This is a genomic window from Halomonas shantousis (assembly GCF_054654615.1).
Map to the genome: position 1 here is coordinate 3,458,979 of NZ_BAAIER010000002.1, position 14,644 is coordinate 3,473,622.

Annotated in this window: 12 protein-coding genes; 2 read left to right on the top strand and 10 right to left on the bottom strand. The window is 62.3% G+C overall.

All coding sequences use genetic code 11. The annotated features are described in order from the left end of the window. Positions 1-95: 95 nt before the first annotated feature. From ACYQ12_RS16315 to rpsB, 10 genes are all read right to left on the bottom strand, one after another. Entirely contained in the window at positions 96-599 is a 504-nt protein-coding gene (locus tag ACYQ12_RS16315) for an OmpH/Skp family outer membrane protein (RefSeq protein WP_459873787.1), read from the bottom strand. A gap of 35 nt (positions 600-634) precedes the next feature. After that, complete coding sequence (bamA, locus tag ACYQ12_RS16320) at positions 635-2,974, bottom strand: outer membrane protein assembly factor BamA (RefSeq protein WP_459873789.1); 2,340 nt, start codon at positions 2,972-2,974, stop codon at positions 635-637. A 168-nt stretch (positions 2,975-3,142) separates the two neighbouring features. Continuing rightward, a complete protein-coding gene (gene rseP, locus ACYQ12_RS16325; RefSeq protein WP_459873791.1) occupies positions 3,143-4,495 on the bottom strand; it encodes a sigma E protease regulator RseP in 1,353 nt (450 codons plus the stop codon). 12 nt (positions 4,496-4,507) lie between these two features. Then, entirely contained in the window at positions 4,508-5,716 is a 1,209-nt protein-coding gene (gene ispC, locus ACYQ12_RS16330) for a 1-deoxy-D-xylulose-5-phosphate reductoisomerase (protein ID WP_459873793.1), read from the bottom strand. A gap of 7 nt (positions 5,717-5,723) precedes the next feature. After that, a complete protein-coding gene (locus ACYQ12_RS16335) occupies positions 5,724-6,518 on the bottom strand; it encodes a phosphatidate cytidylyltransferase (RefSeq protein ID WP_459873795.1) in 795 nt (264 codons plus the stop codon). Next, positions 6,511-7,254, bottom strand: a complete 744-nt coding sequence (uppS, locus tag ACYQ12_RS16340; RefSeq protein ID WP_459873796.1) for a polyprenyl diphosphate synthase — start codon at positions 7,252-7,254, stop codon at positions 6,511-6,513. The genes ACYQ12_RS16335 and uppS overlap by 8 nt, the downstream gene beginning before the upstream one ends. A gap of 66 nt (positions 7,255-7,320) precedes the next feature. Continuing rightward, positions 7,321-7,878, bottom strand: coding sequence for a ribosome recycling factor (frr, locus tag ACYQ12_RS16345; protein ID WP_459873798.1), 558 nt, complete (start codon positions 7,876-7,878; stop codon positions 7,321-7,323). A gap of 4 nt (positions 7,879-7,882) precedes the next feature. Continuing rightward, entirely contained in the window at positions 7,883-8,623 is a 741-nt protein-coding gene (pyrH, locus tag ACYQ12_RS16350) for a UMP kinase (RefSeq protein ID WP_459873801.1), read from the bottom strand. Positions 8,624-8,731: 108 nt separating this feature from the next. Continuing rightward, positions 8,732-9,601, bottom strand: a complete 870-nt coding sequence (gene tsf / locus ACYQ12_RS16355; protein ID WP_459873803.1) for a translation elongation factor Ts — start codon at positions 9,599-9,601, stop codon at positions 8,732-8,734. Between the two features lie 176 nt (positions 9,602-9,777). Beyond that, a complete protein-coding gene (gene rpsB / locus ACYQ12_RS16360) occupies positions 9,778-10,512 on the bottom strand; it encodes a 30S ribosomal protein S2 (RefSeq protein WP_459873805.1) in 735 nt (244 codons plus the stop codon). Positions 10,513-10,839: 327 nt separating this feature from the next. Here rpsB and map point away from each other — a divergent pair, with 327 nt between their 5' ends. After that, entirely contained in the window at positions 10,840-11,631 is a 792-nt protein-coding gene (gene map, locus ACYQ12_RS16365; protein ID WP_459873807.1) for a type I methionyl aminopeptidase, read from the top strand. A gap of 248 nt (positions 11,632-11,879) precedes the next feature. Beyond that, positions 11,880-14,555, top strand: coding sequence for a [protein-PII] uridylyltransferase (locus ACYQ12_RS16370; RefSeq protein ID WP_459873809.1), 2,676 nt, complete (start codon positions 11,880-11,882; stop codon positions 14,553-14,555). The last annotated feature ends 89 nt before the right edge of the window (positions 14,556-14,644 follow it).

Consider the following 14,644-nt stretch of genomic DNA (forward strand, 5'->3'; position numbering starts at 1 on the left):
TCGTGATCTGAAGAGCCGGCACCCGCGTCGCGAAGCCACCGGCCCTGATCCACACTCAGCAACAGATGCGTCGCCATTCGTGAACCGCTTCAGGCTCAGTTGAGCGAATTGAAGATCTGGGTGACCTCTTCGGTAAGATCCAGCCCTTCCTTGCTGTAGACGACGGCATCGCGATCGACCAGAACCTGAACGCCATGCTCGGCCACGACGCGCTCGATAGCCTTATCGAGCTTGGGCTTGGCGCTCTTCAGGAAGGTCTGCTCCTTTTCCTGCTGAGCACGCTGAACCTGAGTGCGCAGCTGCTGGAACTGACGCCCCTTGTCCCTGATCTGCTGCTGCAGGTTGCTGCGCTCGGACTCGGACATCACCGCCCCGTCCTTTTGCATGCGCTGCTGGAGTTGCTGGATCTCCTGACCGAGCGACTGCGCCTGCTGCTGCTGCGAGCCGGTCTGATTCTGCAACTCGTTCATGGAGCGCTTTGCCGCATCGGACTGCAGCAGGGCCTGACGCCAGTCCAGAACCGCCACATCAGCCGCCTGAGCCGGCAGCGACAGGACACCCAGCAGGCCCAGACACAGGGCTCCGGTCAACTTGCGCATTCCATTTCTCCTATTCATGAATCGTTATCTCCCGCTTAGAACGTCTGTCCCAGCGAGAACTGGAAGACCTGAGTATCGTCATCGCTTTCGGCATTGAGAGGTTCCGCCACACTGAAGGTCAGCGGCCCCACCGGCGTCAGCCAGGACAGCCCCAGCCCAACGCTGTAGCGCAGATCCCCCGCATCCACCCCGCTTGTGCAGCTGGAGGTGTACCCTTCGGGCACGTCGTAACAGTCGGTGAGGAAGGTGTTGCCGGCATCGAAGAAGATGCTGGTCTGGAGCGAGCGGCGATCCTCGATCCAGGGGAAGGGATAGATCAGCTCCACCGAGCCCTCGACCAGCACGTTGCCGCCCAGCGTATCGTTGTCGCCTTCATGGCGCTCCGTGGTCTTCGGCCCCAGGGTATTGCCCGTATAGCCACGCACCGATCCCAGGCCGCCGGAATAGAAGTTCTCGTAGAACGGATACGGATCCCCGCCACCCAACGTGTCGGCATAACCCAACTCGGTACTGAATTTCACCGACCAGTCAGGATTGAGCTCGAAAAGTTTCTGGCCGCGATAGCGCAGCTTGTAGTACTCGGCATCGGAACCGGGCACGGCGGTCTCCAGCGATACGCGCTGATAGCTGCCGTCGGTGGGCATGATGCCGCGGTTGAGATTGTTGCGCGTCCAGCTCGCCGTCAGCTTGTAGGTCAGGAAATCCTCGCCCTGAGCGTCGGTGTATTCGACGATCTCGGCGGGCGTGTCGTAGTAGGTCTTCAGCGACAGGTTCTCGAGACCCACACCGAAATTCAGCCGCGACAGCTCGTTGATGGGATAGCCGAAGTTGATTCCCCCGCCGAAGGCATCGGTGGAGTAGGTGGAGATATCGGAATCTTCATAATCCGTCTCGCGGTAGAAGAAGTTGTATCCCCGCGAGATGCCGTCGAGCGTCCAGTACGGATCGGTGAAGCCGAAGTTCAGGCTGGTATAGGTATCGCTTCGCTGCGCACCGACATTGACCTGGTTGCCGGTCCCCAGAAAGTTGTTCTGCGACAGCGAGGCGCCATAGATCACTCCGGCGGTCTGCGAATACCCGACGCTGGCAGAGATCGAGCCCGACGGCTGCTCCTCGACGTTGTAGGTCACGTCCAGCTGGTCGGGCTCTCCCGCGACCGGCCGCGTCTCGACATCCACCTGGCGGAAGAAGCCCAGCCGCTCCAGACGCTGGCGCGACTGGCTGATCTGGTCAGTGGAAGCCGGCGCCCCTTCCATCTGGGTCATCTCGCGGCGCAGCACCTCATCCTGGGTCGTGGTGTTGCCCACGAAATTGATGCGCCGCACATAGGCGCGCCGCCCCGGGTCGACGGCGAAGGTCACATCCACGGTGCCCTCGCTTTCGTTAACCTCAGGCACGCTTTCGACATTGGCGAAGGCGAACCCTTCGGCACCCAGCTTCAGGCGAAGCGCTTCGGCAGCCTCCGTCAGCGTGCTGCGCGAATAGTATTCGCCGGGCTGAGCCTTGACCAGATCGCGCGCCTCCTGCTCGTCGATCATCAGATCCCCGGCGAAGCGAATCTCATCGAGACGATAGCGCTTGCCTTCGTCGACGTTGATGGTCACGAAGATCTGCGACTTGTCGGGGCTGATCGAGACTTGAGTCGAGGTGATGGCAAAATTCACGTAACCGCGATCGAGATAGTAGGAGCGCAAGGTCTCCAGATCGCCCGAGAGCTTGTCCCGCGAATAATCGTCCCCCGAGAACCAGCCAAAGAACCAGCCCGGCTTGTCTTCCAGCTCGAACAGGTCGCGCAGCGTCTCGTTGTCGAATGCCTCGTTGCCTACGATGTTGATCTGGCGAATCTTGGCGACCGCCCCTTCGTGGACATCGATGTTGACCTGCACGCGGTTGCGCTCGAGCTGCTCGACCGCGGTGTCGATACGCGCGCTGTAACGCCCCTGGGACTGATAGAGGCGCTCGAGCTCACGCTGCATCTCATCGAGGGTCGAGCGCTGCAGCACCTGCCCCTCGGCCAGACCGGATTCACGCAGCCCCTTGCGCAGGTCCTCTTCGGGAATCTGCGTATTGCCCTCGATCTCGATCTTGGAAATGGAGGGGCGCTCGACTACGTTGATGATCAGGACATCGCCGTCACGGGCCAGCTGAACGTCATCGAACAGACCCGTTTCGAACAGCTGCTTCGCCGCTTCGGCCAGTTCGCGCTCATCGACCGTATCGTGGGTACTGACCGGAAATGCATTGAACACCGAGGCCGCCGAGACACGCTGCAGTCCTTCCACGCGAATATCGGAGATTTCAAAAGGAGCCGCCAGCACCGTTGCCGGCATACTGGTCAGCAGCAACGCCGCCAATCCGAGGGTCTTGAGTTTCATGCAATCGATTCGCTTCTCTGGAGTCCGCCCGCTGGTAGACAGGCACCTTATACATTTCACTGGGTCACTGACAAGGCTGCGCCTTGCTCACCGAGTGCTCACCGCATCGGCCTGTCCTGCATGACATCGGTCCCGCTTACGTCGCAAGACCTCGCCACAACGAGCAGGCTATAGGCGCATCAGATCGAAATACAACGCCATTACCATCAACGAGCCGACCAGCGCCACGCCGATACGCAATCCGAAGGCCTGGGCCGCCTCGGAGACCGGCTTGCCGCGCACCGCCTCGATCAGGTAGTAGACCAGGTGCCCTCCGTCGAGCACCGGGATCGGCAGTAGATTCAACACTCCCAGACTGATCGACAGGTACGCGAGGAAACTGACGAAGCTCTCCAAGCCGCTGCGCGCCGATTCACCCGCGATACGCGCGATAGTGATCGGCCCCGACAGATTGGAAGGCGAAATCAGCCCTACCAGCATCTTGCGGATCGAGTCCAGCGTCAGCACGGTCATCTCGCCAGTCTTGTCCAGCGACTGGCCGATGGCCGCCAACGGGCCGTAACTGATGTTGCGTCGATACTCCTCGGGCCAACTGACCTCCTGGGTGCCGGCACCGATATAGCCGACCGTCTCGCCGCTTTCCAGCTCACGTGCGGCGGGTGTCAATTCTATCGTGTGGCGCTCACCACCGCGCAACAGCGTGACGTCGAGCGGTGTTTCGGGATGCTGACGCACCTGTTCGACGAAATCCATCCAGTCCGCCATCGCCACGCCATTGACCGACTGGATGCGATCCCCCGGTTGCAGGCCCGCCTGCGAAGCACGGCCCTCCTCAAGCACCTGTCCCAGCACGGCCGGGATCTCCGGACGCCACGGCGTCACGCCCAGGCTGGACAGCGGCTGTGGCGGATCCTGACGCACCATCCAGTTTTCGATCGGCAGACGCCGCTCGAGCATGTCGCCCTGCGGGTCACGCACCGTCACTTCCAGCTCGCCATCGGCTCCGATCAGGGCGACCAGCTTGAGGCTGACCTCCTCCCAGGATGGCGTGGATTCCCCCGCGACCGCCACGATCTCCTGCCCAGGCGCCAGACCGCCACGTGCAGCCGGGGAGTCCGGCGCCACCGCGCCGATGACCGGCGCCACCGTGAGCGTACCGTGCACGAACAGTACCCAATAAGCGACCAATGCCAGCAGAAAATTGGCCAGAGGGCCGGCCGAGACGATGGCGATGCGCTGCCACACGCCCTTGCGATTGAAGGCTTGATCAAGCTCCTCGGAGGCCACGGGCCCTTCACGCTCATCGAGCATCTTCACGTAGCCGCCCAACGGGATCGCGGCCAGCGCATACTCGGTGCCATGGCGGTCGACACGCGACCAGAAGGGCTTGCCGAAGCCGACCGAAAAGCGCAGCACCTTGACGCCACAACGCCGCGCCACCCAGAAATGGCCGAATTCGTGGAAGGTGATCAGCAGGCCAAGGACCACGATGACCGCCAGCAGATTCTGGATCGCGTCCATAATGTCAGCCTCCTAGGCGAAACGAGTACGCAGCAAATATTCGGCATCGCTCCGGGCGGCCGCGTCCTCGGACAGTATCGTGTCCAGCGCCCCGGCAGCGCAGACTTCACGGCGCTCGAGTACCGTTTCCACGAGCGTGGCGATATCGGTAAAAGCCAGCCGCTCCTTCAGAAAAGCGTCCACGGCGACCTCGTTGGCGGCATTGAGCACGGCGGGCGCCGTTCCGCCTGCGGCCATGGCATCCCGGGCCAGGCGCAGGCACGGGAAGCAGGCTTCGTCGGGCGCCTCGAAATCGAGACGCGCCACGGCAAACAGGTCGAGACTCTCGACACCGGCATCGATACGTTCCGGCCAGGCCAGGCCGTAGGCGATGGGAGTGCGCATGTCGGGATTGCCCAACTGGGCGATCACCGAGCCATCGTGATAGGCCGCCATCGAATGGATGACACTCTGCGGATGCACCACCACCTGGATCTGCTCGGGGCGGGCATCGAACAGCCAGCAGGCCTCGATAAGCTCCAGCCCCTTGTTCATCAGGGTTGCACTGTCGACCGAGATCTTGCGCCCCATCGACCAGTTGGGGTGCGCACAGGCCTGTGTCGGCGTTACCTCGCGCAGTCGAGCAGTATCCCAGCCGCGAAAGGGCCCACCGGAGGCCGTCAGCAACAGCTGCGATACCCCATGCCCCTCCAATCCGCCACGATGTCCCGGAGGTAGACACTGATAGATGGCGTTATGTTCCGAGTCGATGGGCAACAGCACGGCTCCATGCCGCTCGACCGCCTCCATGAACAGGGCGCCGGACATGACCAGCGCTTCCTTGTTGGCCAGCAGCACCCGCTTGCCGGCCTGTACCGCGGCCAGGGTCGGCAGCAGACCGGCCGCCCCCACAATCGCCGCCATCACGATATCGGCATCGCCGGCCCCGGCGACTTCCTGCAACGCCGTCTCGCCCGCTCGCACCTCGGTGGACAGCCCCGCCGCAGCCAGCTGGCTGCGCAGCCAGGCAGCATCGGTTTCGCCGCCCAGCACCGCCACCTCGGGGCGATACTGCAGGCATTGGTCCCGCAGCCGTTCACGGGAGCGATGCGCGGTCAGGGCATGCACTCGATAACGCGAAGGATGACGGGCGATCACATCGAGGGTGCTGGTGCCGATGGAGCCGGTGGCCCCCAGCACGGTGACGGCCTGGGCATGTTCAGGTATGGAAGTGTCCCGCATGGTTACCTCATCCCAGCCAGGGGCGCAGCAGCGCAAACAAGGGAATGGCCGCTGTCAGGCTGTCGATTCGATCGAGGACGCCACCATGACCCGGCAGCAGACGGCTGGAATCCTTGAGCCCGCGAAAGCGCTTGAGCATGCTTTCCAGAAGATCGCCCAGCACCGAGATCAACGCCACCAGTGCCGTGATGACCAGCAGCAGCAATAGCTGTCCCAATCCCTGCCAGGCAGCAAAGATCAATGCCAGCACCTCGGCACCGCACAGCCCTCCCACCACGCCGGCCCAGGACTTGCCGGGGCTGACCCGCGGGGCCAGCTTGCGCTTGCCAAAGGCCCGTCCGGCGAAGTAGGCCCCGATATCGGCGACCCATACCAGCATCAGCACGAACAGCAGCCAGGCGATGCCGTCCTGCCGCAGTTGAATGAAACCGACCCAGCAGGGCAGCAGAACCCACAGTCCGATCAACAGGCGCGGAAACCGTCCATTCCACTGCTGCTGACGGTCGGGATAAGCGACGACCCAGTACAGGTTCGCCAGCCAGCCCAGCACTCCCAGCCACAGCGGCCAAGCCTGCTGCACGGCGCCACTTCGCCAGGCCATCCACATCAGCAGCATACAAAACAGTACATACCCCAGCCGCGCCAAGCGTTGCGCAAAACCGGCAAGATTGGCCCATTCCCAGGCGCCGAACAACAGCACGACCCCGGTAAAAACCGCAAATGGCGCCTCGATGAGTCCGAACAGGCCAGCCAGCGCCAGCGGCGCCAGTACCAGTGCCGTGATGATCCGTTGTTTAAGCACCTTGCGCCTCGATCTGCTCCTGGGTCATGCCGAACCGGCGCTGACGTTGGCAGAAAGCCTCCAACGCCGCATCGAAGGCTCCAGCCTTGAAGTCCGGCCACAATTCGGGAGCGAAGTAGAACTCCGCGTAGGCCAGTTGCCAGAGCATGAAATTGGAAATGCGCTGCTCGCCGCTGGTGCGAATGCATAGATCCACCGGCGGGCAATCCGCCAGGCAGACCTCGGCATCGAGGGCCTGCTCGTCAATGGCCGACGCCGGCATTTCTCCCGCCTCGACACGCGCTGCCAGGCGCCGCGCCGCCTCGGCGATATCCCAGCGTCCGCCGTAGTTGGCGGCGATCACCAGGTGAAGCCGTCGGTTGTGACGGGTCATCTCTTCGGCACGCTCGATATGGCGCTGGATCGAGTCCGAAAAGCGCGAGCGCTCGCCAATGATCGTCAGGCGAATGTCGTGCTCATGCAGCTTCCTGACTTCACGCTTGAGCGCCAGCAGAAACAGTTCCATCAGGGCATTGACTTCGGCACTGGGGCGCTTCCAGTTTTCGCTGGAAAACGCAAACAGCGTCAGCGTCTCGATGCCACGCTCGGCAGCACGCTGAATCACCGCGCGCACCGCCTCGATGCCGGCGCGATGGCCACGCACGCCAGACAGGCCCTTGGCCTGGGCCCAGCGGTTATTGCCATCCATGATGATCGCCACATGGCGCGGCGATATAGGGGACTGCGGTGACGTCATGGAGTCTCGCATGCGGAAAAGAGAACGGGCGGCATCCCGCCCGCTTTCGCTAGTCGTTAACGAAGCCTAGACCTGCATCAGATCATGTTCCTTGGCTTCCAGCAATTTGTCGATGTCGGCGATGAACTTGTCGGTCAGCTTCTGGATTGCCTCGGTGGCACCGCGCTCCTCGTCCTCGGTGATATCCTTGTCCTTGAGGAGCGTCTTGAGGTCGCCATTGGCATCACGCCGCACGTTGCGGACCGCTACCCGGGCATTCTCGGCCTCGGCGCGCGCCTGCTTGATGTAGTTCTTGCGGGTTTCCTCGGTCAACGGCGGCATGGGTACGCGGATCACGTTGCCGGCAGTCGACGGATTGAGCCCCAGATCGGAAGTCATGATGGCCTTCTCGATCTTGGGCACCATGGGCCGCTCCCAGGGGGTCACCGTCAGGGTCCGCGCATCCTCCACGTTGACGTTGGCCACCTGATTCAGTGGCATCTGCGCGCCGTAGTACTCGACCATCACGGCATCCAGAATGCTGGGGTGGGCACGCCCGGTACGAATCTTGTGGAAGTTGGTCTGCAGCGATTCCACGCTTTTGCTCATGCGGGATTCGGCGTCTTTCTTGATGTCGTTGATCACGATTTCAACCTCTATCTATCAGCGTGCCTTCCGTACCGCCCACTACCAGATTGAGCAGTGCGCCCGGCTTGGTCATGTCGAACACGCGTACCGGCATGCCATGGTCACGCACCAGGCAGATGGCGGTCAAATCCATCACTTCCAGCTTCTGATCGAGTACGTCATCGTACCCGAGACGCTCGTACTTGACCGCTTCCGCATATTTGACCGGATCCTTGTCGTAGACTCCATCGACCTTGGTGGCCTTGATGACCACATCGGCATCGATCTCGATGCCGCGCAGGCAGGCGGCGGAGTCGGTGGTGAAGAACGGATTGCCGGTACCCGCGGAAAAGATCACCACGTCACCGGAGGTCAGATAGCGGATCCCGGTACGCCGGTCATAATGCTCGACGACGCCACTCATGGGAATCGCCGACATCACCCGCGAGCGAATGTTGGAGCGCTCCAGGGCGTCACGCATCGCCAGTGCATTCATGACCGTCGCCAGCATGCCCATGTGATCGCCGGTGACACGATCCATGCCCGCCGCGTGCAGCGCGGCGCCACGGAACAGGTTGCCGCCACCGATGACGATGCCGACCTGAACCCCGATCCCCACCAACTGGCCGATCTCCAGGGCCATGCGGTCGAGCACCTTGGGGTCGATACCAAACTCCCCATCGCCCATCAGGGCCTCACCGGACAGTTTTAGCAGGATGCGCTTGTACTTCGACTTGGCGCTGCGATCGTTGGGAGCCGGCATGCGAATTCTCCTGGGTCGGCGGATGGTGGCGTAAAGCGGTGGCCCATGGGCCGGATACGCGATGGCGTGCACCTGAGCGCACGCCATCAAGACTTCACAAGTCGGACCTTAGCTCCGGCGAGCCTGTTCCATGACTTCCTTGGCAAAGTCGACTTCTTCCTTCTCGATGCCTTCACCCACTTCGAAACGGGTGAAACCCAGCACCTCGCCACCGGCTGCCTTGACGTAGCTGGCAACGGTCGTGTTGGGGTCCTTGACGAACGGCTGCTCGGTGAGGCTGTTCTCGGCCAGATACTTCTTGAGACGCCCCTGGACCATCTTCTCGGCGATTTCCGACGGCTTGCCCGCCATGTCGGGCTGCGCCAGGATAATGGCCTTCTCCTTGTCCAGCACTTCCTGCGGCATGTCGTCCGGACGTGCCACGGTCGGGTTGATCGCTGCCACGTGCATGGCGACATCCTTGGCAACCTCGGCATTGCCACCGGTCAGTTGCGTCAGCACGCCGATGCGGTCACCGTGGACGTAAGCGCCGACCAGGCCGCCCGCCGGCGCATCGACGACCGCGGCACGACGCACGGTGATGTTCTCGCCGATCTTCTGCACCAGCTGGTTGCGAGCTTCCTCGAGTTCCCCGTCCATCACCTCGGCAATGCTTTCGGACTTGGTCTCGAAGACCTTGGCCAGCACCTTGTCGGCAAAGCTCCTGAGGTTCTCGTCACGGGCGACGAAGTCGGTCTCGGAGTTGACTTCGAGCATGACCCCGTAGCTGCCGTCTTCGGCCACGCGCGTCATGATAATACCTTCGGCGGCGACGCGACCGGCCTTCTTGGCCGATTTCAGGCCTGCGTTCTTGCGCAGATCCTCGATCGCCTTCTCGATATCGCCGTCGGCTTCGGTGAGTGCCTTCTTGCACTCCATCATGCCGAGTCCGGTACGTTCGCGCAGTTCCTTGACCAGAGATGCGCTGATAGCTGCCATGATATTACCTCTGAATGGTTCGACGTCTTGATTCGTATTCCAGGCGAACATTCGCCCAACGGTCGAGCGGTGAAAAAAGGGGGCCGTAGCCCCCTCCGTTGTCTGCTCCAGACCATGACCAAAAGCGCGTTGTCAGTCTAGCGCGGCCATGTGACGGATCAGCAGGCATGACGCAATCACTCGGCGACTTCGCTGTTCGTTTCGGTGACTTCGACGAACTCGTCGGGACGACCTTCCTTCGCCTTGGCGCAGGCATCGGCGATGGCCTGCACGTAGATCTGGATCGCGCGGATGGAGTCATCATTACCCGGGATCACGTAATCCACGCCGTCCGGATCGGAGTTGGTATCGACCACGCCGATGACCGGAATACCCAGCTTGTTGGCTTCGTTGATCGCGATGCGCTCGTGATCGACGTCGATCACGAACAGTGCATCGGGCAGACCGCCCATGTCCTTGATACCGCCGATGGAGCGCTCGAGCTTGTCCTGCTCGCGGGTCGCCATCAGGACTTCCTTCTTGGTCAGCTTCTCGAAGGTACCGTCCTCACGCATGGTTTCCAGCTCGCGCAGACGCTTGATGGACTGACGGATGGTCTTGTAGTTGGTCAGCATGCCGCCGAGCCAGCGGTGGTTGACGAACGGCTGACCGGCCCGACTGGCCTCTTCCTTGATGATCTTGCTGGCGGAACGCTTGGTGCCGACGAACAGGATCTTGTTATTGGAAGCAGCCATCTTCTCGACCACGCCGATCGCTTCATTCAGTGCCGGCAGGGTGTGCTCGAGGTTGATGATATGGATCTTGTTGCGCGCGCCAAAGATGAATTTGCTCATCTTCGGGTTCCAGTACTTGGTCTGGTGACCGAAGTGGGCGCCTGCCTTGAGCAGGTCACGCATATTGACTTGTGCCATGGATGACTCCTGAGAATCGGGTTGGGCCTCCACACACCCCATGGATCCGACCGCTGCGCATCGCGAGACGCTGCCGCGGCACCCGGGACCATGTGACGGTGCATGTGTGTTTTTCAGGCGTTAAGCTGTTTTCGCGCCTTATCGCAAACTCGCCCTGCCTGAGCAGAACCAGTGTAGAAGATTGCAGTAAAGCGCGCGGCTTTATACCATAGAACGATTCCAAGATGAAGTCGTCGCCTGCCGCACTCGCGGTTCGCCAGCGTCATTCAGGCCAGAGCCACCTGCGAGCCATGCCGACAGGCCCGAACCCTTCCGACCCGAGATCGCATGAACATTCCCATCAAGACACCCGATGAAATCGAAAAGATGCGCGAAGCCGGTCGCCAGGCCGCCAGCGTAATGGAAATGATCACCCCTCACGTTCAGGCCGGGGTCAGTACCGGTGAAATCGATCGTCTGTGTTACGACTACATTGTCAACGAGTTGGGCTCGACACCCGCGTCGCTCAATTACCACGGCTTCCCCAAATCGGTCTGTACCTCGATCAACCACGTGGTCTGCCATGGCATTCCCGATTTCGACAAGAAGTTGAAGAAGGGTGACATCATGAACCTGGACATCACCGTGAAGACCCCCGAGGGCTATCACGGCGACACCAGCATGATGTTCATCATCGGCGAAACCATCCAGGGCGAACGGCTGTGCCGAGTGACACAGGAATGCCTGTACAAGAGCATGGCGCTGGTACGCCCCGGCGTACGCCTTTCGGAGCTGGGCCGCGTCATCCAGAGCCATGCCGAGGCCAACGGCTACTCGGTGGTGCGTGACTTCTGCGGCCACGGCATCGGCGCAGGCTTTCACGAGGAGCCCCAGATTCTGCACTACGATGGCTACGATCCCGCGGCCGACGCCGAGCTCGCCGAAGGCATGTGCCTGACCATCGAGCCGATGATCAACGTCGGCGGTTTCCAGACCAAGGTGCTCAGGGACGGCTGGACGGCGGTGACCAAGGACAAGAGTCTGAGTGCACAGTGGGAACACACCCTGCTGGTCACGGCCGACGGCGTCGAGGTGCTGACAGCGCGCGCCGACGAGGACCTGTCCTTCCTGAACGCCTGAGCCCGCCTCCTTCCTGGCAGTATGACAGCCTACTGCCGGGACCCGCGCTTTGCCGTTATCATGGCTCGAGGCGGCCTGCCGTCGCTCTTTCGCACGTAATGGTTCGCGCATACTCTTATTCTTGCTGCAAAGCCCGTTGCTGTTCGCACTACAGAGTCCGTTGTTCGTATCGTATACAGTCGCGCCACGCTCGAACGCATCATGCAGAAGTTCCGCGTTTCCCACGCTCGTCCGGAGACTCACGCCGAATGCTGCTTCACCACTACCGCTTCACCCCCGACGAGACGCTGTTCGACGTATCGGCCTTCAGCGCCGAGCTTCAGGCCAGCCGCACGCCTATTGCCGTGTTCAAGCAGGCGCTGCGCGCCATTCAGACGCGCCTCGACGAACGCTTCCGGGCCGGTGCCGATATCCGCGACCTGATACACGGTCGCGCCTGGTGCCTGGATCAGCTGCTTGGCGTTGTCTGGTCGCGCCACGCCTGGCCCGATGACGGCGTGGCACTGCTCGCCGTAGGCGGCTATGGCCGGGGAGAGTTGCACCCGCACTCGGATATCGACCTGCTATTGCTGCTCGAGCACGACGATGACACACCCTATCGAGAGCCACTGACCGCCTTCATCACCTTCTTGTGGGATATCGGTCTCGAGATCGGCCAGAGCGTGCGTTCGTTGTCCGACTGCGAGCGCGAGGCCCGCGCCGACGTCACGGTGATCACGAACCTGCTCGAGACCCGTACGCTGGCGGGCCCGGAGAGCTTGCGCGATGCCATGCGCAATCGCCTGGCCACCACCGCCATGTGGCCCTCGGATGCCTTCTTCAAAGCCAAGTGGCAGGAGCAGATCACCCGCCACTACCGCTTCAACAACTCGGAGTATCATCTCGAGCCCAACATCAAGAGCTCCCCCGGCGGGCTGCGCGATATCCAGATGATCGGCTGGGTCGCCAAGCGTCACTTCGGGCCACTGCGCTACGAGGATGTCGTCGCCCAGGGCTTCATGAACGATGCCGAGCTGCGCATCCTCAGTCAGGGCCAGGCTTTTCTCTGGCAGGTCCGCTATGCCCTGCACATGCTCACCGGGCGCGCCGAGGATCGCCTGCTGTTCGACCATCAGCGCGCCATCGCCGGACTGTTCGGCTACGTGGACACTCCGGAGCGCCTGGCCGTCGAACAGTTCATGAAGCGCTACTACCGGCATGTCACTACCCTGGCGGGCCTCAACGATATGCTGTTGCAGCATTTCGACGAGGTCATCCTGCATGCCGACGAGAAACTCGAGGCCCGCGCCCTCAACAAGCGCTTCGAGATCAAGGGCAACTATATCCAGGCTCGCCATTCCAACGTATTCAAGCGCCGCCCGGGAGCCCTGCTCGAGCTGTTCCTGCTCATGGCCCAGCATCCCGAGATCGAGGGCGTACGCGCTTCCACCATTCGCCTGATCCGTGATCACCGCCACCAGATCGACGACGCCTTCCGCGACGACGTTCGTCACCACAGCCTGTTCATGGAACTGCTGCGCTCGGGCGGCAACGTCGCCCGTCAGTTGCGGCGCATGTCGCGCTACGGCGTGCTCGGCAAGTACCTGCCGGAATTCGGTCAGGCCGTCGGCCTGATGCAGCACGACCTGTTCCACATCTATACCGTCGATGCCCATACGCTGAGGCTGCTGAAGTTCGTGCAGCGCTTTCGCGAGCCGGAAGGGCGCCATGACTTCCCGGTTGCCGCCACCCTCGTTCACCAGTTACCCAAGCTCGAGCTGCTGTGGATCGCCGGGCTGTATCATGACATCGGCAAGGGTCGCGGCGGCGATCACTCGCTGCTCGGCGCTCAGGACGCCGCGGATTTCTGCGAACGTCACGGCCTGTCGGCACGGGACACGCGACTGGTGGCATGGCTGGTCGAGCAGCACCTGCTCATGTCGATGACGGCGCAGAAACGCGACATCTCCGACCCCGACGTGATCCGCGAATTCGCCGAGCAGATGCGCGACGAGGTGCGGCTGAACTATCTCTATGTGCTCACCGTTGCCGACATCAACGCCACCAATCCCTCGCTGTGGAACGGCTGGCGCGCCTCGCTGCTGCGTCAGCTGTATACCGAGACCAAGCGCGTGCTGCGCCGCGGCCTCGACAACGCCCTCGATCGCGGTGAATGGGCCCAGGAGTCCCGCGAGGAGGCGCTGGGCCTGCTCAGGAGCCTCGGCGCCGATGCCGCCCGGGTCGAGCAGCTATGGACGTCCTTCGGCGAGGACTACTTCCTGCAGTATTCGCCCAGCGAGATCGTCTGGCAGACCCAGGGCATCCTGGCACACGAGCCTTCCCCGCTGCCGCTGGTGCTGGTCAACGCCCCCACCGAGGACATGACGGAGGGGGGCACCAAGGTCTTCATCCACACCCGTTCGGTGGATGACCTGTTCGCCGCCACTGCAGCAGCCATGGAACAGCTGGGGCTATCGATCCACGACGCTCGAATCGCGACTTCAAGCAACGACTGGACGCTGAACACCTTCATCGTGCTCGACGACAACGACGAGCCCATCCGCGATCCCGCCCGTCTGGCGGACATCCGCCAGTATCTGGTCGAGGAGCTCGACGACCCCGAGGACTACCCGCGGATCGTCAGCCGCCACACGCCGCGCCAGCTCAAGCATTTCAAGGTGCCGACCCAGGTCATCATCGAGCAGGATGCCGCCAACCATCGCACTGCGCTCGAGCTGATCGCGCCGGACCGCCCCGGCCTGCTGGCCCGGGTCGGCCGCATCTTCATGGAGCAGGACATCGCCCTGTCCGCGGCCAAGATCGCCACCCTGGGGGAGCGCGTCGAGGACGTGTTCTTCATTACCGACAAGACCGGACAGCCGCTGACCGACCCCGAACGCCAGGCCCGCTTGCGCAAGCGCTTGTGCGAGATGCTCGATGTCTGAGACGCATCGCTGAGCCATACGCCGCTCCGATTTGAGGCACCCCGCCGGCTTGCCTATAATCGGGGGCTTCGTGCAAGCCGGAGCATTCC